The sequence below is a fragment of the Streptomyces sp. JLBG701 genome (assembly GCF_058544905.1).
Genome location: NZ_CM178588.1, coordinates 2,386,390 through 2,408,485, shown reverse-complemented (window position 1 = coordinate 2,408,485; position 22,096 = coordinate 2,386,390). Strand labels below are relative to the sequence as shown.

The following is a 22,096-nucleotide window of genomic DNA, read 5'->3' as shown; positions in this document are numbered from 1 at the left end:
GACGGGTCAGCGTCGACAGCCGTCGCTGGCGCAGCGGCCGTGGTCGATGAAGCGACGCGTCGTGAGCAGCAACACGTCCTCCTTCGTCTCGGCCAGTGGGCTGCGGGTGCTGGACTCTAACATCCGTTTTTGGACACCTGCTCGACTGTCTCGAACTGTGGTTCTTCGAGGTCATGTACGGTGTCCGACACCATCGGAACAGCAGGAGTGTCCCGTTATGTCCCAGGAATTGCGCGCCGTCGAGTGGACCGGAGACGGCCTCGCGCTCATCGACCAGACCCTTCTTCCGCACCGCGCGGAGACGGTGGCTGTCCACGATGTGGACACCCTGGTCGACGCGATCCAGCGGCTCGTGGTGCGCGGCGCGCCGGCGATCGGGGCGGCGGGCGCGTACGGGGTCGCGATCGTGCTGCTCCAGGGCGAGCGCGAGGGCTGGACCGACATCGAGATGCTCCAGGCCGTCGCCCGCATCCGTGAGGCACGGCCCACGGCCGTCAACCTCATGGTCTGCGTGGACCGGGTCATGACCCGCTTCCCCGAGGGCCTCGACGCGGTCCTCGACGAGGCCGCCGCCGTCCAGCGCGAGGACATCGAGGCGAACCGCGCGATGGGCGCCCACGGCGCCGACTGGCTCCTCAAGAAGGCAGGCGTGGAACGGCCGTTGAGGATCCTGACCCACTGCAACACGGGCGCGCTCGCCACGGCCGGCTGGGGCACGGCACTCGGCGTCATACGCGAACTCCACGCCCGGGGCCAGCTGGAGGTCGTCTACGCCGACGAGACGCGTCCCCTGTTGCAGGGATCCCGCCTGACCGCCTGGGAGTTGGTCCAGGAAGGCATCCCGCACTACGTCCAGGCCGACGGGGCCGCCGCGGGCACGATCCTGCGTGGCGAGGTGGACGCGGCGATCGTCGGAGCGGACCGCATAGCCGCGAATGGCGATACCGCGAACAAGGTCGGCACAGTGGGCGTCGCCCTTGCCTGCGCGGACGCCGGCATCCCGTTCCTGGTGGCCGCACCTACGACGACCGTCGACCTCTCGACGCCGACCGGCGACGACATCCATATCGAACTCCGTGGTGAGGCCGAGGTGTTGGAGTGGGCGGGTGTACGCACGGCTCCGGCCGAGTCGCGTGGACATAATCCGGCGTTCGACGTCACGCCTGGGCGGTTGGTGACCGGCCTGGTGACCGAGCGCGGGGTGCTGGAGGTGGCGGCGGGGGAGCTGCCGGGGGAGCGCTTGCTCTAGGTGGGGGCGGGATTCGGGTGTCGACCTATACTCCGGATCCATGACGGAGACAGCGGCCTCACCCGATCCCGACCTGGTCGGTGCGTTGCGGGCGTTGTCCAATCCGGTGCGGTTGCAGCTGCTTTCCTGGCTGCGTGAGCCCGAGCGGCACTTTCCGATGGAGCAGGCGATAGCCGACCCGGCGGAGGTCGGGGTGTGCGTGAGCCACATTCAGGCGAAGGCCGGGCTCGCCCAGTCGACGGTCTCGGCGTACCTGGCCGAGCTGCAGCGGGCGGGGCTGGTGCGGGCGACCCGCGTCGGCAAGTGGACCCACTACAAGCGCGACGAGCAGCGCATCGCCGAACTCGTCGCTCAACTGGGGCGGACTCTCTAGGAGTTGGGAGTAAGGGAACTCCGGGATTCGTGTTGCGCATCATATCGAGATTCTGCGATATTTCGATCCATGATGAACCTGGGAGCGTTCGGCCTCTACACCTTCGACTTCGAGCACCAGCCCGCCGCGCAACTACGCGATTCGGTACAGGAGTTGGAGGAGCTGGGCTGGCGCACGCTCTGGTTCCCCGAACTCCTCGGCCGCGACGCGTTCACCCACGCCGGCTACCTGCTCGCGAACACCGAGAGCCTCTACGTCGTGAACGGCATCGCCCGTATCTCGTCCCGTGAGGCCCGCTGGACCCATGGCGCCGCCCGACTCCTCGCCGACGCCTACCCCGACCGGCATGTACTGGGCCTGGGCTTCGGCGACCGGCGCCCGGGGGTCAAACCCCTGGCGGCGATGGCCGCCTACCTCGACGAACTGGACGCACTCGACACGGAGTCGCCCAACCCCGCCCCCAAGTCCCCGGTCCGCCGCATCCTGGCCGCGTATGGACCCAAGATGCTCGAACTCGCCCGCGACCGCGCCTCCGGCGCCCAGACCTACCACGTCACCGTGGCCCACACCGCACAGGCAAGGGAGATCCTCGGCCCGGACGCCTTCCTGGCCGTGGAACACGCCGTGCTGTTCGAGACCGACCCGGAGAAGGCCCGCGCGACGGCACGCGAGCACCTGCACCCGTACCTCAACACCCCTTACAACCTCGCCAAGTTCCGCCGCCTGGGCTACCCGGAGGAGGAGCTCACCGGCGGCGGCAGCGACCGGTTCGTCGACGACCTCGTGTTCTGGGGCACCCCGGACACCGTCGTCGAGAAGCTCCACGCACACGCGAAGGCCGGCGCCGACCACGTGGCCGTACAGGTGATCGGCGTCCGGCCGGGGGAGTCGGCGATGCGGCATTGGCGGGTGCTGGGGGATGGACTCCTCGGGCAGAGCTGAGAGTTACCGCTGGGTGAGTTCCAACTCCAGCAGCCACTCCACTACTTCGGTGTGGTGGCGGGCCTGGCGCGGGTCGTCGCCCCACACATACAGCCCGTGCCCGGCGACGACCACCGCAGGCATCCGAGGATCCCGCGCCGCCTCCAGGCGATCTCCAAGCACCTTCATGTCCTGGCTGTTGGCGATGACCGGCAGTGTCACCTCGACGTCGTGCGCGGGCTGGCCGACGCCCTTCAGCATCTCCACGTCCCGGAAGGTGATCCCGCCCGGCTCGCGGCGCCCCATCGCGACGGACGCCACCGTGTGCACATGGACGACCGCACCGGCGCCGGTCAGCGCGGCCACGCGCGCGTGCAGCTCGGCCTCGGCGGACGGCTTGCCGCCGTGCACCGCCGCACCCTGAGCGTCCACCAACACCACGTCGGAGGGCGTCAGTTCACCCTTGTCGTGGCCGCTGGCGGTCACCGCGAGCAGCAGCGGGTCGCGGGACAGCACGACGGACAGGTTGCCGGACGTGCCGCGCATCCAGCCGAAGGAGGCGAAACGGGCGGACTCGGCGGCGAGTACCGCCCCTGCCCCCTGAAGGTCGAGTGCGCTGATGTCGGCGGTCACGTGGTGCTCCTTGTGCTGCTTGTACTGCTTGCCCTGCTTGAATCGGTGATGCTGATCTCGTCGAACGTCGCCGCCTCCGCGTGGTCGCCGACGCCCTGCGCGAAGTACGGCTCCCCGGGCCGCCGGATCCCGACGGTCTGCCAGCCGGCCTCGCGGGCCGCGTCCAACTCGCCCGGGCGGTCGGAGAGGAACAGGAGACGGGCGGGTGCGAGGCCGGTCGCCTCGGCGATACGGCGGTAGGACGCCGGCTCCTGCTTGGGCCCCGCGTTCTCGGTGTCGTACAGACCGGAGACGAGGGGGAGGAGGTCGCCCTCCGGGCTGGAGGTGAACCACGCGCGCTGCGCTGCCACCGACCCGGACGAGTAGACGTACGGCCGCAGCCCCGCCGAGTGCCAGGCGCGCAGGGCCGGTACGACATCGTCGTAGAAGTGCGAGACGAGGTCGCCGCGGGCGAAGCCCTCGGACCAGATGATGCCCTGGAGGGTCTTGAGGGGGGTGGCCTTGCGGTCCTCGTCGAGCCAGGAGTTCAGCGTCTTCTCGATCTGGGACGGGTCGGCGTCCGGGGTGTCGGTCAGTTCCCGCACCTGTGCGACGGCCCGCGCCACCTCCGGATCATCGCTCCGCTCCGAGAGCAGTGCTCCGAAACGAGAGCGCGAGTACGGGTACAGCACGTCCACGACGAAACCCGTGGCGCTCGTGGTGCCCTCGATGTCGAGCACCACGGCGTCCACGTCGTACGTCAGACCGCGCAGAATCACGCGGCTGCCTTGTCGGCCTCGTAGCCCGCCGCGATGGTGTCGTAGTCCGGGAAGCGGGTGGCGATGCTGGAGCCGGTGAAGTTGCCGATCCAGCCGTCCTCCTCGTGGAAGAAGCGGATCGCGGTGAAGGCCGGCCTGGTGCCCATGTCGAACCAGTGGGTGGTGCCGCGCGGCACGCCCAGCAGGTCGCCCTTCTCACAGAACACGGCGTTCACCTCGCCGTTCACGTGCAGGTAGAAGATGCCGGAGCCGGAGACGAAGAAGCGGACCTCGTCATCGTCGTCGTGCGTGTGCTCCTGCAGGAACTTCTCCCGCGCTGCCTTCGCCTTGACCGGGTACCCCGGGTCCTCGCTCGGGTGCAGACCGAGGACGTCGACGGTGGTGAAGCCCTCCTCGGCGTTCAGCTTCTCGATCTCCGGGCCGTACGCGGCGAAGACGGTGTCGCTGTCGGCGTCCGCGGGGACGTCCTCACGGATCGGCCACTGCTCGTAGCGCACGCCGAGCGGCGCGAGCGCGGCGGCGATCTCGGCGGGGTCGGCGGTACGGCGCACCAGGGTCTCGGGGCCGGACTCGGACCAGGTGGTCAGCAGCGTCATGGGAGCAACTCCAGGTGGCTGGAATGGAAGTCCGGATACTGAGACAAGCATCGGACGGGCACGGAGGGGAGGAGGCGGGGTTCGGGGCTGGAACCGTCAGCCGCAACACGCGCGACAGGCAGCGCCAAGACAGCGTCGAATCGCTGTCGCGCCTGGTGTCGTCATCGGAAAGCCTCACTGTCCCGGGTCGGGTGCCGGTCCCGTGATGGTAACTCCAGGCGGGCCGTCGGCCGAGTGTGACGAAGTTGTCGTTCCAGATAATGAGATGCGAGGTCAAAGACTTTGACGCGTGGCTGAAATCGTTCTCATGATCTCCTCATGAAGACGCTGCTGCTCGTGCGGCGGCTGTACGTGGACTTGCTCCGGTCGACCACAGCCCGCTGTCGCTGACCCCGTCCGGAGCGCCAAGTCGCCCGAGCCCCGAGGGGCTCCCGCCATGCCCCTTCACGGGCTGCCGGTAGCGGCATTCCCTTCTTGCCCTGCTCCGGGTCAAGCACTCCCTCCCGTCATCCCCTTCATTCGTTTCGCGCCACCCCGCACCTGGAGCCCCGTCATGTCCCGTGTCCGCCTGCCCTTCGCCGCGCTCTCGCTGGCCTCCGTCTCCGCCCTCCTCCTCGCCGGCTGCGCGCAGTCCACGGACGCCTCGAAGAACACCGGCGACACCGCCGCCTCCGCCTCGGCCGCCACCGGCACGAAGCCCGCCCCCTTCAGCGAGGGCACCGTCAAGGTCGCCCTGGTGCGACAGAGCGGCGCCGGCGACTACTTCGAGCAGTGGGGCAACGGCGCCAAGGCGCAGGCCAAGGCCCTCGGCATCGACCTCACCGTGTACGACGCCCAGGCCGACAACGCCAAGCAGGCCACCGACCTGTCCTCGGCCATCAACTCCGGCGCGCAGGCGATCATCATCGACCACGGCTTCCCGGCGACCATCCAGCCGGAGATCGACAAGGCCGTGAAGAAGGGCATCAAGGTCGTCGTCTACGACGTGGAGACCGACACCAAGGGCGTCGTCTCCACCAAGCAGGACGACGCGAGCATGGCCCAGGCGGTCCTCGACGTGATGGCGAAGGAACTCGGCAAGAACGCCAAGGTCGGATACGTCAACGTGGCCGGCTACGCGGCCCTCGACAAGCGTGACTCGGTCTGGAAGACGGCCGTCGAAGGCAACGGCTGGAAGCAGGAGTTCAAGGTCGGCAAGGTGACCGACTCCACGGCCACTGACAACGTTCCCCTCGTCTCCGCCGCCCTCACCCAGCACTCGGACGTGGCCGGGATCTTCGCCCCCTACGACGAACTCGCCAAGGGCACCGTCCTCGCCGTCCAGAACAAGAAGCTCCAGGACAGGGTGAAGGTCTTCGGCGCGGACGTGTCCAACGCCGACATCCAGAACATGACCGCCACCGACAGCCCGTGGGTGGCCACCGCGGGCACCGACCCTTCGGCGGTCGGCGCGGCCGTGGTCCGTACGGCGGCCCTGGAGCTGGCCGGCCAACTGAACAAGAGCTCGGTCGAGTTCCCGGCCGTCGCCATCACCCAGGACTTCCTGAAGACGAACAAGATCGAGAACATGGACCAGCTGCGGGAGGCGCTTCCCGCGCTGAACCTGAGCAAGGTCAGCACCGCGGACTGGATCTCCAATGTCGCCCACTGAGCCTGCCGCACAGACCCCCGCGGTCTCTCTGCGGGACGTCGGCATGGCCTTCGGCGGCAAGACGGTCCTGGAGTCCGTCTCGCTGGACATCGCGCCGGGCAGCGTCGTCGCGCTGCTCGGCGCGAACGGGGCCGGCAAGTCCACGCTGATCAAGATCCTGTCGGGCGTGCACACCGACCACGGGGGAGAGGTGCGGGTCGCAGGGGAGCCCGCAGCTCTCCAATCGCCCCTTGCTGCCCGCCAGTTGGGCATCCAGACGGTGCACCAGCGCATCGGCGAGGGCATCGTGCCCGGTCTCACGGTCGCCGAGAACCTGGTCTTCGAGGAGCTGGCGCAAAGGCGCGGCAATCCGTTCCTCAACGGCCGCCGCGTCCTGGCCCGCGCCCGCGAGATCCAGGCCGCCCTCGGACTCGACTGGGGCGACCCGGTGTTGAAGCGCGACGTCACGGAACTCGGCATCTCCGACCGCCAGTTGCTGATCCTGGCCCGCGCCCTGGCCACCCGCCCCCGCCTCCTCATCCTCGACGAGCCGACCTCCGCACTCTCCGCCGCCGAGGCTCGGCGCCTGTTCGCGCTCGTCGAGAAGATGCGCGACGATGGCATCGCGGTCCTCTACGTCTCCCACCGCCTCGGCGAGATCGACGCCCTGGCCGACCGGCTGGTCGTCCTGCGGGACGGCCGTCTCACCGAGGACCAGGTCAGGCCCTTCGACTGGGACAGCGCCCTGCGCGCGATGCTGGCCCAGGCGCAGGAGGCGACGACCGCTCGGCCGACCAGGGAAGGGACTGTCGGCGATGTCGTCCTCTCCTTGCGCGGTGTCCGTCTCTTCGAGGGCCGGTCTCCCCTCGACCTCGACCTCCGCACGGGCGAAGTCACCGGCGTGGTCGGCCTGTTGGGGGCCGGAAAGACCGAGCTGGCCCGAGGCCTGTTCGGCGCCGACCCCTTCACGGCGGGCACCGTCGAACTGGACGGCAAGGTGTTCGCGCCCCGCCGCCCCGCCGACGGGATCCGGGCCGGCATCCACCTGGTCCCCGAGGACCGGCACGCCGACGCCCTCGTCCCCGGCTGGTCGGTGGCGCAGAACATCTCGCTGCCGTTCCTGAAGTCCCTGTCCAGGGCCGGGCTGGTGAACAGGTCGGCGGAGGAAGCCCTCGGCCGGGCCACCGTCGACGCCCTCGGTGTCGTCACCCGCGACGAGCACAGCGCCGTGGAGGAGCTGTCCGGCGGCAACCAGCAGAAGGTCGTCGTCGGCCGCTGGCTCGCCGAGACTCCCCGCGTCCTCATCCTGGACGAGCCGTTCCGAGGCGTGGACATCGGCGCCCGCCGTGACATCGGCGGCCGGGCCCGCGCCCTGGCCGCCGAGGGCGCCGCCGTCCTCGTCCTGTCCGCCGACGTCGACGAGGTCCTGGAGGTCGCCGACCGGGTCGTCGTCCTCGCCGCCGGTGAGATCCAACTCGACGCGTACGGCGAGGACGCGGAGCGCGACCGCGTGATCCAGACCATCTCGGCATCCGTCTGATGAGGGGCGCTCCGCGGCGGAGCCGCAGTTCGACACCGCCCCGCGCCCCTGAAGGGGAGCGATTTCGCATCCGCCGGACGGCGTCGGCCACTCCGGGCGACGTCACTCCGCCACCCGCTGCCCATCTCACGTCGGCCACACCGCACGCCACCCCAGGAAGCACCCCATGACCACCACCCAGAGCGCCCCCGCGAAGGCGGCGACCCCGCCCCCGACCCCCACCGCCGTGCGCGTCCAGAACGCCGTCATCAAGTACGGCTTCATCTTCGTCACGGTCGCGCTCTTCGCCTACTTCGCGCTGAGCGAGGGCTCCTTCCGCGAGTCGGCCACCCTCCTCGACACCCTGCGCTATGTGTCGGTCGCCGCGATCCTCGGCCTCGGGGTCACGCTCACCATGGCGGTCGGCGGGATGGACATGTCCGTGGGCGCGGTGGCCGGCCTGGGCGTGTCGGTCGCCGCCCAGACGATGGTGACGTACAACCAGGTCGGCACGGTCGCGATCATCGCCGTCATCGCGGCGGGCGCCCTCGCGGGTCTGCTGAACGCCCTGCTGATCGTCGTCCTGAAGATCCCCGACATGCTGGCCACCCTCGGCACCATGTTCGTGATCCAGGGCACCAAACTCATCCTGGTCGACGGCCAGTCCATCACCCCCGGCATGACCCTGTCCGACGGCACCACCGCGCCCGGCAAGTTCACGGACGGCTTCCTGCGCATCGACCGCGGCACCTTCCTCGGCATCCCGGTCTCCGTACTGATCTTCGGCGCGCTCACGGTCGCCGCCTGGGTGTTCCTGGCCCGCACCCGCTGGGGCCGCGTCCTGTACGCGATCGGCGCCAACCCCGAGGCATCCCGCCTGGCCGGCATCCGGGTCGGCGCCTACCGCTCACTCGCCTACGTCCTCTCCGGCGTCCTCGCCTCCATCGGCGGCCTGATCCTGGCGTCCCGCATCGGGCAGGGCGACGTGAGCGCCGGGACGAGCCAACTCCTCGAAGCGGTCGCGGTCGCCCTGGTCGGCACCTCGGTGCTCGGCCGTGGCCGCCCGAACGTCTGGGGCACGGCTCTCGGCGCCGTCCTCATCGGCATCATCACCACGGGCCTGACGATCAAGGGCCTGCCGTACTACACGCAGGACGTGGTCGAGGGCGTGGTCCTCATCCTCGCCCTGGTCTTCAGCTTCACGTTGTCCAAGCGCCGCACCGCATAAGGGAGTTCGAGGAATTTCGATGGGCTACCGCATCCTGGAGACCGAGGACATCCCGGCGTACCTGCACGAGCGGGGCCACTGGCCGGACGTGACCGACATCCACGTCCGTGAGGTGTCGGACGGCAACATGAACCGCGTCTTCCTGGCCTCATCCACCGACGGCACCCGCAGCCTGGCCGTCAAGCAGGCCCTGCCCTGGGTCCGCGTAGCAGGCCCGTCCTGGCCGATGAGCCCGGAGCGGGCAGACGCCGAGGCCCGCGCTTACGAACAGGTGGAGAAGGTAGCCCCCGACAAGATCCCGGCGATCCACGGCTACGACCCCGAGAACTACGCCCTGGTCATGGAGGACATGTCCGACCTGGAGGTCCTACGCACCCTCCTCAACGAGGGCGCCCCCTACGGTCTCGACACCTCGGCGAGGATCGGCGAGTTCGTCGCCCAACTCGCCTTCGCGACAAGCGACTTCGGCATGGCCTCAGCAGACCGCAAGGCGCTGATCGCAAGGTCGGTCAGCCCCGAACTCTGCAAGATCACGGAGGACGTGGTCCTGTCGGAGCCGTACATCGAACACGAACACAACCACTGGCACGAGGGCTTGGCCGACCTGGCGTCGGCCTTCCGCGCGGACGCGACACTCCACACCGAGGTCGCCGACCTCCGCCACACCTTCATGACCAGCGCCCAGGCACTGCTCCACGGCGACCTGCACACCGGCAGCATCATGGTCGGCACCCGCGAAGGCGCCCCCGTGGTCCGGGTATTCGACCCGGAGTTCTCCTTCGTGGGCCCGATCGGCTACGACCTGGGCCTCTACTGGGCGAACGTCCTGGTATCGGAGGAACGGGCACGGGCCCTGGGCTCCCTGACCGACCACGCCGACCAACTCCGCCTGTCCTGGGAGGCATTCGAGACGGAGTTCCGCCGCCTGTGGCCGACGAGAGTCGACACCTTCTTCAACGACGCGTACCTGGACCGCTTCCTGCGCCGGGTGTGGACGGAGTCGATCGGCTACGCAGGCACGGAAATCATCCGCAGAATCATCGGCTTCGCCCACCTGACCGACCTGACAACGCTGGAGGACCCGGTCCCGGCGTCACGGAGGGCACTGCTGCTAGGCCGCGAACTAATAGTCCGCCGCGAAGAGTTGAAGAACCCGAACGATGTAAGAACGCTAGGGCAGCTCACCTAAGGGGCGCGGGGAACTGCGCGACCAGCCCCCACGCCCCCGCAGACGACATACAACGCACACGCCAAGCTAAAGGGGCGGCTCCCAATAGAGAAGCCGCCCCTTCACCGTCGTACCGCCTACTTCTTGTCGAGCAGATCCTGCACCTTCGCCCGCACGTCGTCCGTAGCCAGCCCCCGAATCGTCAGCGTCGTACGCCGCCGCAGCACGTCATCCTGAGTCTCAGCCCACTCGTTGTCCCGCGCGTACACCACCTGCGCCCAGATCTCAGGCGCATCCGGATGCACTCGCTCACCCAACTCCGGGTTCTCGTTGGCCAGACGGGCGATGTCGAACGCGAGCGAACCGTAGTGCGTGGCAAGGTGCTTCGCCGTGTCGGCGGCCATGCGCGGGCCGGGCGCCGGGTTGTCGACCAGCAGTCGGTGCGCGACCGCGCGCGGGTTGGCGACACCCGGGAGCGGGAGCTTCTTCGGAAGGGAGGAGATCGGCTCGTAGTCCTCGCCCAGCGGAGCGCCCGGCAGAGCCTCCAGCTTCTTCATGACCGTACGGCCGATGTGCCGGAAGGTGGTCCACTTGCCGCCCGCGACGGACAGCATGCCGCCGCGGCCTTCCGTGACCACGGTCTCGCGCTTGGCCTTGGCGGTGTCGCCGGGCCCGCCGGGCAGCACGCGCAGGCCCGCGAAAGAGTACGTGATCAGGTCACGGGACAACTGCTGGTCCCGGATGGAGAACGCGGCCTCGTCGAGGATCTGGGCTATGTCCTTCTCGGTGACCGACACGTCCGCGGGGTCGCCGTCGAACTCCTCGTCGGTCGTGCCGAGCAGCAGCATGTCCTCCCAGGGGAGGGCGAAGGTGATCCGGTACTTGTCGATCGGCGTCGCCAGGGCCGCCTTCCACGGCGCGGTCCGCTTCAGGACCAGGTGAGCGCCCTTCGACAGACGGATCGACGGGGCCGAGTCGGGGTCCTCCAGCTTGCGCAGGTGGTCGACCCACGGGCCCGTCGCGTTGAGCACCAGCCGGGCGTTGACGCCGAACTCGTCACCGGACGTACGGTCCTTGAGCTCCGCGCCCGTCACCCGGCCCTTGGTGAAGCGCAGGCCGGTGACCTCGGCGTGGTTGAGCACGACCGCGCCCGCCTCGACGGCCGCGCGGACCGTCATCAGCGCCATGCGCGCGTCGTTCATCTGGTCGTCGCCGTACACCGCGACGGCCTTGAGATTGTCGGTGCGCAGCTCGGGCACGTCCTGCGCGGCCTTCGCCGGCGAGAGCAGATGCCCCACGCCGTCACCGAAGGCAGACAGGGCGGAGTACGCGAAGACACCCGCGCCCAGCTTCGCCGCGCCGTGCGGCCCGCCCTTGTACACGGGGAGGTAGAACGTGAGCGGGTTCGCCAGGTGGGGAGCCACCTGCCGTGAGACCGCACGGCGCTCGAAGTGGTTCTCCGCCACCAGCTTCACCGCGCCGGTCTGCAGATAGCGCAGACCGCCGTGGAGAAGCTTGGAGGAGGCGGAAGAGGTGGCGCCGGCGAAGTCGCCGGCGTCGACCAGTGCCACCCTGAGTCCGGACTGCGCGGCGTGCCAGGCGGTGGAGATGCCCAGGATGCCGCCGCCGATCACGAGAAGGTCGTACGACGCCTTGGAGAGCTGTTCCCGGGTCTCGGCGCGGCTCGGGCTTGTGCCGAAGGCCGGGCGCATACCGAGGGCAGGCACGGACTGCAGGGTGGGCTGACTGGTCATGTGGGGTTCTAACTCCTCGTCAGAGCTGTCTTCAGCTCTCGTCAGTTCTCGTCTTCGAGCCAGCCCATGGTCCGCTCGACGGCCTTGAGCCAGCTCTTGTACTCACGGTCGCGGGTCTCCGCGTCCATACGGGGGGTCCACTCGGCGGCCCGGCGCCAGTTGGCGCGCAGATCGTCGGTGCTGGTCCAGAAACCGACGGCGAGACCGGCGGCGTAGGCGGCGCCGAGGCAGGTCGTCTCGGCGACCATCGGACGCACCACGGGGGCGTCCACGAAGTCCGAGAGGGTCTGCATCAGCAGGTTGTTGGAGGTCATACCGCCGTCGACCTTGAGGGCCGCGAGCTCGACACCCGAGTCCTTGGTCATGGCGTCGGTGATCTCACGGGTCTGCCAGGCGGTGGCCTCCAGGACGGCACGCGCCAGGTGCGCCTTGGTGACGTACCGGGTCAGACCGGCGATGACACCGCGGGCGTCGGAGCGCCAGTAGGGGGCGAACAGACCGGAGAAGGCCGGCACGAAGTAGGCGCCGCCGTTGTCCTCGACCGAGAGCGCGAGCGTCTCGATCTCGGCGGCCGTGGAGATCAGGCCCATCTGGTCACGCATCCACTGCACCAGCGAACCGGTGACAGCGATCGAGCCCTCCAGGGCGTAGACCGGCGCGTCATTGCCGATGCGGTAGCCGACCGTGGTCAGCAGGCCCGAGTAGGAGTTGATGATCTTCTCGCCGGTGTTCATCAGCATGAACGTGCCGGTGCCGTACGTCGACTTGGCCTCGCCTTCGGCGAAACAGGTCTGGCCGAACAGGGCCGCCTGCTGGTCGCCGAGCGCCGAGGCGACCGGGATGCCGCCGAGCAGCTCGCCCAGCTTGCCGCCGGTGACCTCGCCGTAGACCTCGGCGGAGGACCGGATCTCGGGGAGCATCGACAGCGGCACGCCGATGGACTCGGCGATCTTCTCGTCCCACTCCAGCGTGTGCAGGTTCATCAGCATCGTGCGGGAGGCGTTGGTGACGTCGGTGACGTGGTGACCGCCGTTCACACCGCCCGTCAGGTTCCAGATGACCCAGGTGTCCATGGTGCCGAAGAGGATGTCGCCGGCCTCGGCACGCTCGCGCAGGCCCTCGACGTTGTCGAGCAGCCAACGGGCCTTGGGACCGGCGAAGTACGACGCGAGCGGCAGGCCCGTCTCGCGGCGGAAGCGGTCCTGGCCGACGTTGCGGCCGAGCTCCTTGCAGAGCGCGTCGGTGCGGGTGTCCTGCCAGACGATGGCGTTGTGGACGGGCTCACCGGTGTTCTTGTCCCAGAGGAGAGTGGTCTCACGCTGGTTGGTGATGCCGATGGCCTTGATGTCGTCGCGGGTGATGCCGGCCTTCTCGATGGCGGAGGCGACGACCTCCTCGACGTTGGTCCAGATCTCGGTGGCGTTGTGCTCGACCCAGCCCGGCTTCGGGAAGATCTGCTCGTGCTCCTTCTGGTCGACGGAGACGATACGGCCGTCCCGGTCGAAGACGATGCAGCGCGAGGAAGTCGTGCCCTGGTCGATGGCGGCGATGAACGGGCCGGCGGTGTGGGCGTCGGTCACTGTGTGCTCCTGGGGGTTCCGTGATTGAGGGGACTGTCTACGACTGCTTCTACGACCGCTACTACGACTGCTTCTGCTGATCTAAGCGAAGGCGACGTTGTAGATGCCTGCAGCGATCGCGCCGCCGATCAGCGGACCGACCACCGGGATCCAGGCGTAGCCCCAGTCGGAGCCGCCCTTGTTCGGCAGGGGCAGGAGAGCGTGCACGATGCGCGGACCCAGGTCACGGGCCGGGTTGATCGCGTAGCCGGTCGGGCCGCCCAGGGACAGACCGATCGACACGACCACGAACGCGGTGATGAGCGCGCCCAGCGTGCCGAGACCGTCGCCGCTCGCGTTCAGTCCCTGCGTGAGGATCGCGAGGATCAGCACCACGGTGCCGATGATCTCCGTGGCGAGGTTCTGCCACACGACCCGGACCTCGGGACCGGTGGAGAAGATGCCCAGGACCGGGCCCGCGCCCTTCTCCTGGGCCTCGACCGCCTTGCTGGTCGTGGCCTGCGCGCCAGGACCGCCGACGATCGCCTTGTCGGTCAGGTGTGCGTGGAACTGGCCGTAGTAGGCGACCCAGACCAGCGTCGCGCCGATCACGGCGCCGAGCATCTGGCCGGCCCAGTAGACGGGAACGTTGTCCCAGTCACTGTCCTTGATCGCGAGAGCGAGCGTCACGGCCGGGTTCAGATGGGCGCCGGAGAGCGGCGCCGAGATGTAGACAGCCGTCATGACGGCGAAACCCCACCCGAAGGTGATGGCGAGCCAGCCGGCGTTGCGGGCCTTGGAGGCCTTCAGCGTGACGGCGGCGCAGACGCCACCGCCCAGCAGGATGAGTACGGCGGTACCGATGGTCTCGCCGATGAAGATGTCGGAGCTGGACACCCGCGACTCCTTTGTCCTTCGTCCAGGGGAAGAGCTGCCGGCCCTTGGCGTCGTCACACTGTACGCCTATTGCCGGTCGGTGTTCGACAATGTCGACCGATGGACGGGAGTCTTGCCGTGGTGTTACGCGTGCGTCAAGAGTCCTGTTGTCGAAAACATGAACGTGATGGATTCCTGTGGGCTGGCGATCTTGAGCGGCACCAAGGCAGGACAACCGATCCCAAGGCATGACAACAACCGGAACGCCCGATAGCGTCCCGGTTTTTTCTTGTACGTTCCTCAGAACCCGCGAACCTCAGAACCGCCCGGCACCCAGATCCCGCGACACCGCGCGGGCGCAGTCCCGTACCGCCGCCACCAGCTCCTGGCGCAGAGCGCCCGCCTCGTCGGACCGGCACAGCCGCTCCACGGCCCCCGTGATCCCGACCGCGCCGACCGGCATGCGCCGGCGGTCGTGGATGGGGGCGGCGACGGAGGCCACGCCCTCCCAGGTCTCCTCGATGTCGGCCGCGTACCCACGCGCGCGTGTGATGTCGAGGACGCCCTCGAACGCGTCCAGCTCGTACACCGTCCGGTCGGTGAAGGGCTTGCGGTCGGATTCGACGACCTCGCTGTGCGCCACCGGGTCGTACGCCGACAACACCTTGCCCAGGGCCGTGGAGTGCAGGGGCTGCATGGCCCCGATCTCCAGCACCTGGCGGCTGTCGTCGGGCCGGAAGACGTGGTGCACGATCAGCACGCCCTGCTGGTGCAGCACGCCCAGATAGACGCTCTCCCCGCTGGAGCGGGCCAGGTCGTCCGTCCACACCAGGGCACGCGCGCGCAGCTCGTGCACGTCGAGATAGGTGGTGCCCAGGCGCAGCAGCTCGGCGCCCAGCTGGTAGCGCCCGGAGGCGTCGTCCTGCTCGACGAAGCCCTCCTGTTGGAGGGTGCGCAGGATGCCGTGGGCGGTGCCCTTGGCGAGGCCCAGTGACGAGGCGATGTCCGAGAGGCCGAGTCGTCGCTCGCCGCCCGCGAGGAGCCGCAGCATCGCGGCCGCCCGTTCGAGCGACTGGATGTTCCGTGCCATCGCCGTGCTGCCTCCGTCCCCTTCGACCGTCGACGCGCGACGTCCGCTGCCGCCGTTCGGCATTGTCGAACACTACCGGTCGATGCCGACTTCATGCCAAGGGGCGGTCGTCATCTGTTGCGTCACTCGTATACCGGGAGTGACCCGGCCGCCATCCTCGTCCGTGTCGTGGACTCCCCGACCACCGGCTCCCGGTCCCGGCTACGCTGGCGGCGTGCGGCCCTTGTGGGAAGTTCCGTGAGAGGTTCTCAGGGAAGCCGCAAAGCCGACAGCCGTCGCACTCCAGGGAGCTCCTTCATGGCCTCGTCGCCAACGTCCCCTTCCGCCGACAGCCGGACCCGTGTGTCCGAGCTCCGAGAGGCGCTCGCCACCCGTGTGGTGGTCGCCGACGGAGCGATGGGCACCATGCTCCAGGCACAGGACCCCACGCTGGAGGACTTCCAGCAGTTGGAGGGCTGCAACGAGGTCCTCAACGTGACCCGCCCGGACATCGTCCGCTCGGTGCACTCCGCGTACTTCGACGCGGGCGTCGACTGCGTGGAGACCAACACCTTCGGGGCGAACCTCACCGCCCTGGGCGAGTACGACATCCCCGAGCGCGTCGCCGAGCTGTCCGAGGCCGGCGCCCGCATCGCCCGCGAGACCGCCGACGCCTACGCCGCCCAGGACGGACGGCAGCGCTGGGTGCTGGGCTCCATGGGCCCCGGCACCAAGCTCCCCACGCTCGGCCACACCACGTTCGACACCATCCGCGACGCCTACCAGCAGAACGCCGAGGGCCTCCTCGCCGGCGGCGCCGACGCGCTCCTGGTGGAGACCACCCAGGACCTCCTGCAGACCAAGGCCTCGGTCATCGCCGCCCGCAGGGCGATGCGGACCGCCGGCTACGAGGTCCCGCTGATCGTCTCGGTGACCGTCGAGACCACCGGCACCATGCTGCTCGGTTCCGAGATCGGCGCCGCGCTGACCGCTCTGGAGCCGCTCGGCATCGACATGATCGGCCTGAACTGCGCGACCGGCCCGGCCGAGATGAGCGAGCACCTGCGCTACCTGGCCCGCCACTCGCGCATCCAGCTGTCCTGCATGCCCAACGCGGGCCTCCCGGTCCTCGGCAAGGACGGCGCCCACTACCCGCTGACGGCTCCGGAGCTCGCAGACGCCCAGGAGACCTTCGTACGCGAATACGGCCTCTCCCTGATCGGCGGCTGCTGCGGCACCACCCCCGAGCACCTGCGCCAGGTCGTCGAGCGCGTCCGCGGAGTCACACCGCCCCCGCGCCACCCCCAGCCCGAACCCGGCGCCGCCTCCCTCTACCAGACGGTCCCGTTCCGCCAGGACATCTCCTACATGGCGATCGGCGAGCGCACCAACGCCAACGGCTCGAAGAAGTTCCGCGAGGCCATGCTGGAGGCCCGCTGGGACGACTGCGTGGAGATGGCCCGCGACCAGATCCGCGAGGGCGCGCACATGCTCGACCTGTGCGTGGACTACGTCGGCCGTGACGGTGTCGCCGACATGCAGGAACTGGCCGGCCGCTTCGCCACCGCCTCCACCCTGCCGATCGTGCTCGACTCCACGGAGGTCCCGGTCATCCGGGCCGGCCTGGAGAAGCTCGGCGGCCGCGCGGTCATCAACTCCGTCAACTACGAGGACGGCGACGGGCCGGAGTCCCGCTTCGCGAAGGTCACGCAGCTGGCCCAGGAGCACGGCGCCGCGCTGATCGCGCTGACCATCGACGAGGAGGGCCAGGCCCGTACCGTCGAGCACAAGGTCGCCATCGCCGAGCGGCTGATCGAGGACCTGACGACGAACTGGGGCATCCACGAGTCGGACATCCTCATCGACACCCTGACCTTCACGATCTGTACGGGCCAGGAGGAGTCCCGGGGGGACGGTGTCGCCACGATCGGGGCGATCCGCGAGCTCAAGCGCCGCCACCCGGACGTGCAGACCACGCTGGGCCTCTCCAACATCTCCTTCGGCCTCAACCCGGCCGCCCGCGTCCTCCTCAACTCCGTCTTCCTCGACGAGTGCGTCAAGGCGGGCCTGGACTCGGCGATCGTGCACGCGAGCAAGATCCTCCCGATCGCCCGCTTCACCGAGGATGAGGTCCAGACCGCCCTGGACCTCATCCACGACCGCCGCGCCGAGGGCTACGACCCTCTCCAGAAGCTCATGGCCCTGTTCGAGGGCGCCACCACCAAGTCCCTCAAGGCGGGCAGGGCCGAGGAACTGGCCGCGCTGCCCCTGGAGGAGCGCCTCAAGCGCCGCATCATCGACGGCGAGAAGAACGGCCTGGAGGCCGACCTCGACGAGGCGCTGACGACGCGCCCCGCCCTCGACATCGTCAACGACACCCTCCTGGACGGCATGAAGGTCGTCGGCGAGCTGTTCGGCTCCGGCCAGATGCAACTGCCGTTCGTCCTGCAGTCCGCCGAGGTCATGAAGACCGCGGTCGCCTATCTCGAACCGCACATGGAGAAGTCGGACGCCGAGGGCAAGGGCACGATCGTGCTGGCCACCGTGCGCGGCGACGTGCACGACATCGGCAAGAACCTCGTCGACATCATCCTGTCGAACAACGGCTACAACGTCGTCAACCTCGGCATCAAGCAGCCCGTCTCCGCGATCCTGGAGGCCGCCGAGGAACACCGCGCCGACGTCATCGGCATGTCAGGGCTGCTGGTCAAGTCCACGGTGATCATGAAGGAGAACCTGGAGGAGCTCAACCAGCGCGGCCTGGCCGCAGACTTCCCGGTCATCCTCGGCGGCGCGGCCCTGACCAGGGCGTACGTCGAGCAGGACCTGCACGAGATCTACGAGGGCGAGGTCCGCTACGCCCGCGACGCCTTCGAGGGCCTGCGCCTCATGGACGCGCTGATCGGCGTCAAGCGCGGTGTCCCCGGCGCCAAGCTGCCCGATCTGAAGCAGCGCAGGGTGCGGCCCGCGGCCACGGTCGAGGTCGAGGAGAGCCCGGAGGAGGGCCACGTCCGCTCCGACGTCGCCGTCGACAACCCGGTCCCCACGCCGCCCTTCTGGGGCACCCGCGTGATCAAGGGCATCCAGCTCAAGGAGTACGCGAGCTGGCTCGACGAGGGCGCCCTCTTCAAGGGCCAGTGGGGCCTGAAGCAGGCCCGCACGGGCGACGGCCCGACCTACGAGGAGCTGGTCGAGACCGAGGGCCGGCCCCGGCTGCGCGGCCTGCTCGACCAGCTCCAGACCGAGAACCTCCTGGAAGCCGCCGTGGTCTACGGCTACTTCCCGTGCGTGTCCAAGGACGACGACCTGATCCTCCTGGACGAGCAGGGCAACGAGCGCACCCGCTTCACCTTCCCGCGCCAGCGCCGCGGCCGTCGCCTCTGCCTGGCGGACTTCTTCCGCCCGGAGGAGTCGGGCGAGACGGACGTGGTCGGCCTCCAGGTCGTCACCGTCGGCTCCCGCATCGGCGAGCAGACCGCCAAGCTCTTCGAGTCGAACTCCTACCGGGACTACCTCGAACTGCACGGTCTGTCCGTGCAGTTGGCCGAGGCGCTCGCCGAGTACTGGCACGCGCGCGTGCGCTCGGAACTGGGCTTCGCCGGCGAGGACCCGTCCGACGTCGAGGACATGTTCGCCTTGAAGTACCGGGGCGCCCGCTTCTCCCTCGGCTACGGCGCCTGCCCGAACCTGGAGGACCGCGCCAAGATCGCCAGGCTCCTGGAGCCCGAGCGCATCGGCGTCCAGCTCTCCGAGGAGTTCCAGCTGCACCCCGAGCAGTCCACGGACGCCATCGTGATCCACCACCCGGAGGCGAAGTACTTCAACGCCCGGTAGCGGTGCCTTTCCGCGCCGGGAGGCACTTGCTCCACGAGGGACGTACACTGGTCGGTCCACCGCAGGCCGGTTCCCGTCATGGGAACCGGCCTGATCGTCCCTCAAGGAGGTGCGCCAGGATGACCAGCACGGTCCCCGCGCTCGGAACCCGTACGGCCGAAGGCTCAGCGCTGCAGGCCGTACTCCTCGACATGGACGGAACCCTGGTGGACACCGAGGGCTTCTGGTGGGACGTCGAGGTCGAGATCTTCGCCTCCCTCGGCCACACCCTGGACGACTCCTGGCGCCATGTCGTGGTCGGCGGCCCCATGACCCGCAGCGCGGGCTTCCTCATCGAGGCCACCGGCGCCGACGTCACCCTCGCCGAGCTCACCGTGCTGCTCAACGCGGGGTTCGAGGACCGCATCGGGCACGCCCTGCCCCTGATGCCGGGAGCCGCCCGGCTGCTCGCCGAGCTGTCCGCGCACGAGATCCCCACGGCCCTGGTCTCCGCCTCGCACCGGCGCATCATCGACCGTGTGCTGGCCTCGCTGGGCCCCCAGCACTTCGCGCTGACGGTGGCCGGCGACGAGGTGGGGCGTACCAAGCCGTACCCCGACCCGTATCTGTTCGCCGCGTCCGGGCTCGGCGTGGATCCGGCCAGATGCGCGGTCGTGGAGGACACCGCGACCGGCGTCGCGGCAGCGGAGGCCGCGGGCTGCCAGGTGGTGGCGGTGCCGTCGGTGGCGCCCATCGCCCCGGCCGCCCGGCGCACCGTCGTGACCTCCCTCGAAGAGGTCGACCTGCCATTCCTGCGCGGGCTGATGACGCTCTGAAGCCGGTTCGATGACGGAAATGGACCAGGCGTTCACCCAGCGTGCAAAGCGCATTGGGCGGAAATCCCGCCGAGGATTTACGAAAGAATTACCGCAGCACTGGAGGGCCGAATTCCGGTACTCGCCCGCCCAGTTGAGAGTGTGATGTTCCGCACGTCGCTCGGGGTCGACAGGAAGGTGATTCTGTGCTTAATGCCCCTACTTTGCAGACGTCGGCGTGCCCTTGTGTCCCGATTGATGAAACGCTGCACTAATCCTTCCGCTCTCGGGTTTTCGGTCTGTCCACACCTGGTTTCACTGTGTGATGGGAACTCAACTCCGGTGACTGCGAACCCCGCTGCGGGTGCGGACTAATCTCGTCGCGAGAACATCGCACTTACCCCCGTGATCGGCATCGACACCCCTGCATGCCGGGTACACGGACTCGACAGCTGTGGAGAAACTCGAGCATGAACCGCAAGACTTTGGTGCTGCCGGCCGTCATCGGTCTGCTCGCCCCGGTCCTCGCCGCCTGCGGCGGGTCCGGCAGCGGCGGCGACAGCGGAGACGCGATCGTTGTCGGCACCACTGACCGGTTCACCGCCTCGACGGAGGCCCCGGCACCGCTCGACCCCGCCTACGCCTACGACGTCGGCACCTGGAACGTCCTGCGCCAGACCGTGCAGACCCTGATGATCCAGCCGCGCGGCGAGGGCGACCCGGTCCCCGAGGCCGCCGAAAGCTGCACCTTCACCGACACCGGCAACGAGCGCTACGCCTGCAAGCTCCGCAAGGACCTCAAGTTCTCCAACGGCGACCCCATCACCGCGGCCGACGTGAAGTTCTCCATCGACCGCGCCCGCTCGATCAAGGCCGACAGCGGTGTGTTCGCCCTGCTGTCCACCATCGACACTGTCGAGACGCAGGGCGACGACGAGGTCATCTTCCACCTCAAGACGTCCGACGCCACCTTCCCGTTCAAGCTGTCGACCCCGGTCGCGGGCATCGTCAACCCGGACGACTACGAGAAGAACAAGCTGCGCGACGGCTTCGCGGTGGACGGCTCTGGCCCGTACACCCTGCGGACCGAGGTCAAGAACGACGAGCTGGTCAAGGCCGTGTTCACCAAGAACCCCAATTACAAGGGGAGTCTGAAGGTGAACAACGAACAGGTCGAGTTGCGCTCCTTCGAGGACGCCGACGCCATGGGCACCGCCCTCAGCGACGGCGACATCGACATGATGACCCGCACCATGTCGCCCGAGCAGATCGAGAAGCTCGACGAGGCCACGGGCAGCGACATCGACCTCATCGAGCAGCCCGGCCTGGAAATCCGCTACCTGGCCTTCAACACCGACGCCTCGACGGTGAAGACCAAGGCCGTGCGCCAGGCGATGGCCCAGCTCATCGACCGCAACTCGCTGGTCTCCAAGGTCTACGGCTCCCAGGCGGAGCCCCTCTACTCGCTGGTCCCGGCCTCGATCACCGGCCACTCCAACGCGTTCTTCAACAAGTACGGCGACCCGAGCGAGGCCAAGGCCAAGTCCCTGCTCACCCGGGCCAACATCACCACCCCGGTGAAGCTGACGCTGCACTACACGACCGACCACTACGGCTCGGCCACCAAGACCGAGTTCGAGCAGCTCCAGAAGCAGCTCAACGACAGCGGTCTGTTCGACGTCAGCATCGAGGGCGAGCCCTGGGCCGTGTTCCGCCCGGCCGAGCAGAAGGGCAAGTACGACGTCTACGGGATGGGCTGGTTCCCCGACTTCCCGGACGCCGACAACTACCTCGCGCCGTTCCTCGACAAGGACAACTTCCTCGGCTCGCCGTACGTGAACAGCGAGATCCGCGAGACCCTCATCCCGGAGTCCCGCCGTGAGGCCGACCGACTGTCCGCCACGACGAGCCTCACGGACATCCAGGACATCGTCGCCGCCGACGTCCCCGTGCTCCCGCTGTGGCAGGGCAAGCAGTACATCGCCGCCCGGGACGACGTCACGGGCACCGCGTACGCGCTCAACTCCTCCTCCACCCTTCAGCTTTGGGAGCTCGGCCGCGGTCTGTGACCGGTAGGCAGGCTTCTTTTCGCCCGGGGCGCGGGACGGCCCCCGGGTCCTAGTGACGACGACAAG

General features: G+C 68.8%; 17 protein-coding genes. 10 read left to right on the top strand and 7 right to left on the bottom strand.

Translation table 11 applies throughout. The features are described 5' to 3' along the window. Positions 1–217 precede the first annotated feature (217 nt). The 3 genes from mtnA (at position 218) to AC5DRG_RS11035 (ending at position 2,564) form a co-directional block, all read left to right on the top strand. Complete coding sequence (gene mtnA / locus AC5DRG_RS11045; protein ID WP_491809831.1) at positions 218–1,249, top strand: S-methyl-5-thioribose-1-phosphate isomerase; 1,032 nt, start codon at positions 218–220, stop codon at positions 1,247–1,249. Between the two features lie 40 nt (positions 1,250–1,289). Then, a complete protein-coding gene (locus AC5DRG_RS11040) occupies positions 1,290–1,622 on the top strand; it encodes an ArsR/SmtB family transcription factor (RefSeq protein ID WP_491809830.1) in 333 nt (110 codons plus the stop codon). A 69-nt stretch (positions 1,623–1,691) separates the two neighbouring features. Beyond that, complete coding sequence (locus tag AC5DRG_RS11035; RefSeq protein ID WP_491809829.1) at positions 1,692–2,564, top strand: TIGR03620 family F420-dependent LLM class oxidoreductase; 873 nt, start codon at positions 1,692–1,694, stop codon at positions 2,562–2,564. A gap of 3 nt (positions 2,565–2,567) precedes the next feature. Here AC5DRG_RS11035 and mtnB read toward each other — a convergent pair whose 3' ends face one another. Genes mtnB through AC5DRG_RS11020 form a run of 3 tightly spaced genes read right to left on the bottom strand, consistent with a single transcriptional unit; the run spans position 2,568 to position 4,530 of the window. After that, positions 2,568–3,176 (bottom strand): methylthioribulose 1-phosphate dehydratase, encoded by a 609-nt coding sequence (gene mtnB, locus AC5DRG_RS11030; protein WP_491809828.1) that lies wholly within the window; start codon positions 3,174–3,176, stop codon positions 2,568–2,570. After that, complete coding sequence (gene mtnC, locus AC5DRG_RS11025) at positions 3,173–3,934, bottom strand: acireductone synthase (protein ID WP_491809827.1); 762 nt, start codon at positions 3,932–3,934, stop codon at positions 3,173–3,175. Before mtnC ends, mtnB begins: the two co-directional genes overlap by 4 nt. Continuing rightward, on the bottom strand, positions 3,931–4,530 hold the full coding sequence (locus AC5DRG_RS11020; protein ID WP_491809826.1) for a 1,2-dihydroxy-3-keto-5-methylthiopentene dioxygenase: 600 nt from the start codon (positions 4,528–4,530) through the stop codon (positions 3,931–3,933). Before AC5DRG_RS11020 ends, mtnC begins: the two co-directional genes overlap by 4 nt. A gap of 553 nt (positions 4,531–5,083) precedes the next feature. On the opposite strand from AC5DRG_RS11020, the gene AC5DRG_RS11015 reads away from it, so the two are divergent. The 4 genes from AC5DRG_RS11015 (at position 5,084) to mtnK (ending at position 10,096) form a co-directional block, all read left to right on the top strand. Continuing rightward, complete coding sequence (locus AC5DRG_RS11015) at positions 5,084–6,181, top strand: substrate-binding domain-containing protein (protein ID WP_491809825.1); 1,098 nt, start codon at positions 5,084–5,086, stop codon at positions 6,179–6,181. Further along, entirely contained in the window at positions 6,168–7,700 is a 1,533-nt protein-coding gene (locus AC5DRG_RS11010; protein ID WP_491809824.1) for a sugar ABC transporter ATP-binding protein, read from the top strand. The genes AC5DRG_RS11015 and AC5DRG_RS11010 overlap by 14 nt, the downstream gene beginning before the upstream one ends. Before the next feature lie 166 nt (positions 7,701–7,866). Further along, positions 7,867–8,907 (top strand): ABC transporter permease, encoded by a 1,041-nt coding sequence (locus tag AC5DRG_RS11005; protein ID WP_491809823.1) that lies wholly within the window; start codon positions 7,867–7,869, stop codon positions 8,905–8,907. A gap of 19 nt (positions 8,908–8,926) precedes the next feature. Continuing rightward, on the top strand, positions 8,927–10,096 hold the full coding sequence (gene mtnK, locus AC5DRG_RS11000) for an S-methyl-5-thioribose kinase (protein WP_491809822.1): 1,170 nt from the start codon (positions 8,927–8,929) through the stop codon (positions 10,094–10,096). 116 nt (positions 10,097–10,212) lie between these two features. Here mtnK and AC5DRG_RS10995 read toward each other — a convergent pair whose 3' ends face one another. The 4 genes from AC5DRG_RS10995 to AC5DRG_RS10980 all read right to left on the bottom strand — a co-directional run bounded on the left by AC5DRG_RS10995 (position 10,213) and on the right by AC5DRG_RS10980 (position 15,354). Next, a complete protein-coding gene (locus AC5DRG_RS10995) occupies positions 10,213–11,829 on the bottom strand; it encodes a glycerol-3-phosphate dehydrogenase/oxidase (protein ID WP_491809821.1) in 1,617 nt (538 codons plus the stop codon). A gap of 41 nt (positions 11,830–11,870) precedes the next feature. Continuing rightward, the gene (glpK, locus tag AC5DRG_RS10990; RefSeq protein ID WP_491809820.1) at positions 11,871–13,409 is read right to left on the bottom strand and encodes a glycerol kinase GlpK; all 1,539 of its coding nucleotides are present in this window, start codon (positions 13,407–13,409) and stop codon (positions 11,871–11,873) included. Between the two features lie 81 nt (positions 13,410–13,490). Beyond that, positions 13,491–14,285 carry an MIP/aquaporin family protein gene (locus tag AC5DRG_RS10985; RefSeq protein WP_491809819.1) on the bottom strand — a complete coding sequence of 265 codons (795 nt, stop codon included), beginning with the start codon at positions 14,283–14,285 and terminating at the stop codon, positions 13,491–13,493. Positions 14,286–14,580: 295 nt separating this feature from the next. Further along, complete coding sequence (locus AC5DRG_RS10980) at positions 14,581–15,354, bottom strand: IclR family transcriptional regulator (protein ID WP_491809818.1); 774 nt, start codon at positions 15,352–15,354, stop codon at positions 14,581–14,583. Between the two features lie 297 nt (positions 15,355–15,651). On the opposite strand from AC5DRG_RS10980, the gene metH reads away from it, so the two are divergent. The 3 genes from metH (at position 15,652) to AC5DRG_RS10965 (ending at position 22,030) form a co-directional block, all read left to right on the top strand. Beyond that, positions 15,652–19,167, top strand: coding sequence for a methionine synthase (gene metH / locus AC5DRG_RS10975; RefSeq protein WP_491809817.1), 3,516 nt, complete (start codon positions 15,652–15,654; stop codon positions 19,165–19,167). A gap of 119 nt (positions 19,168–19,286) precedes the next feature. Beyond that, positions 19,287–19,982 carry an HAD family hydrolase gene (locus AC5DRG_RS10970; protein WP_491809816.1) on the top strand — a complete coding sequence of 232 codons (696 nt, stop codon included), beginning with the start codon at positions 19,287–19,289 and terminating at the stop codon, positions 19,980–19,982. Between the two features lie 449 nt (positions 19,983–20,431). Further along, a complete protein-coding gene (locus tag AC5DRG_RS10965) occupies positions 20,432–22,030 on the top strand; it encodes an ABC transporter substrate-binding protein (protein ID WP_491809815.1) in 1,599 nt (532 codons plus the stop codon). Positions 22,031–22,096 lie beyond the last annotated feature (66 nt).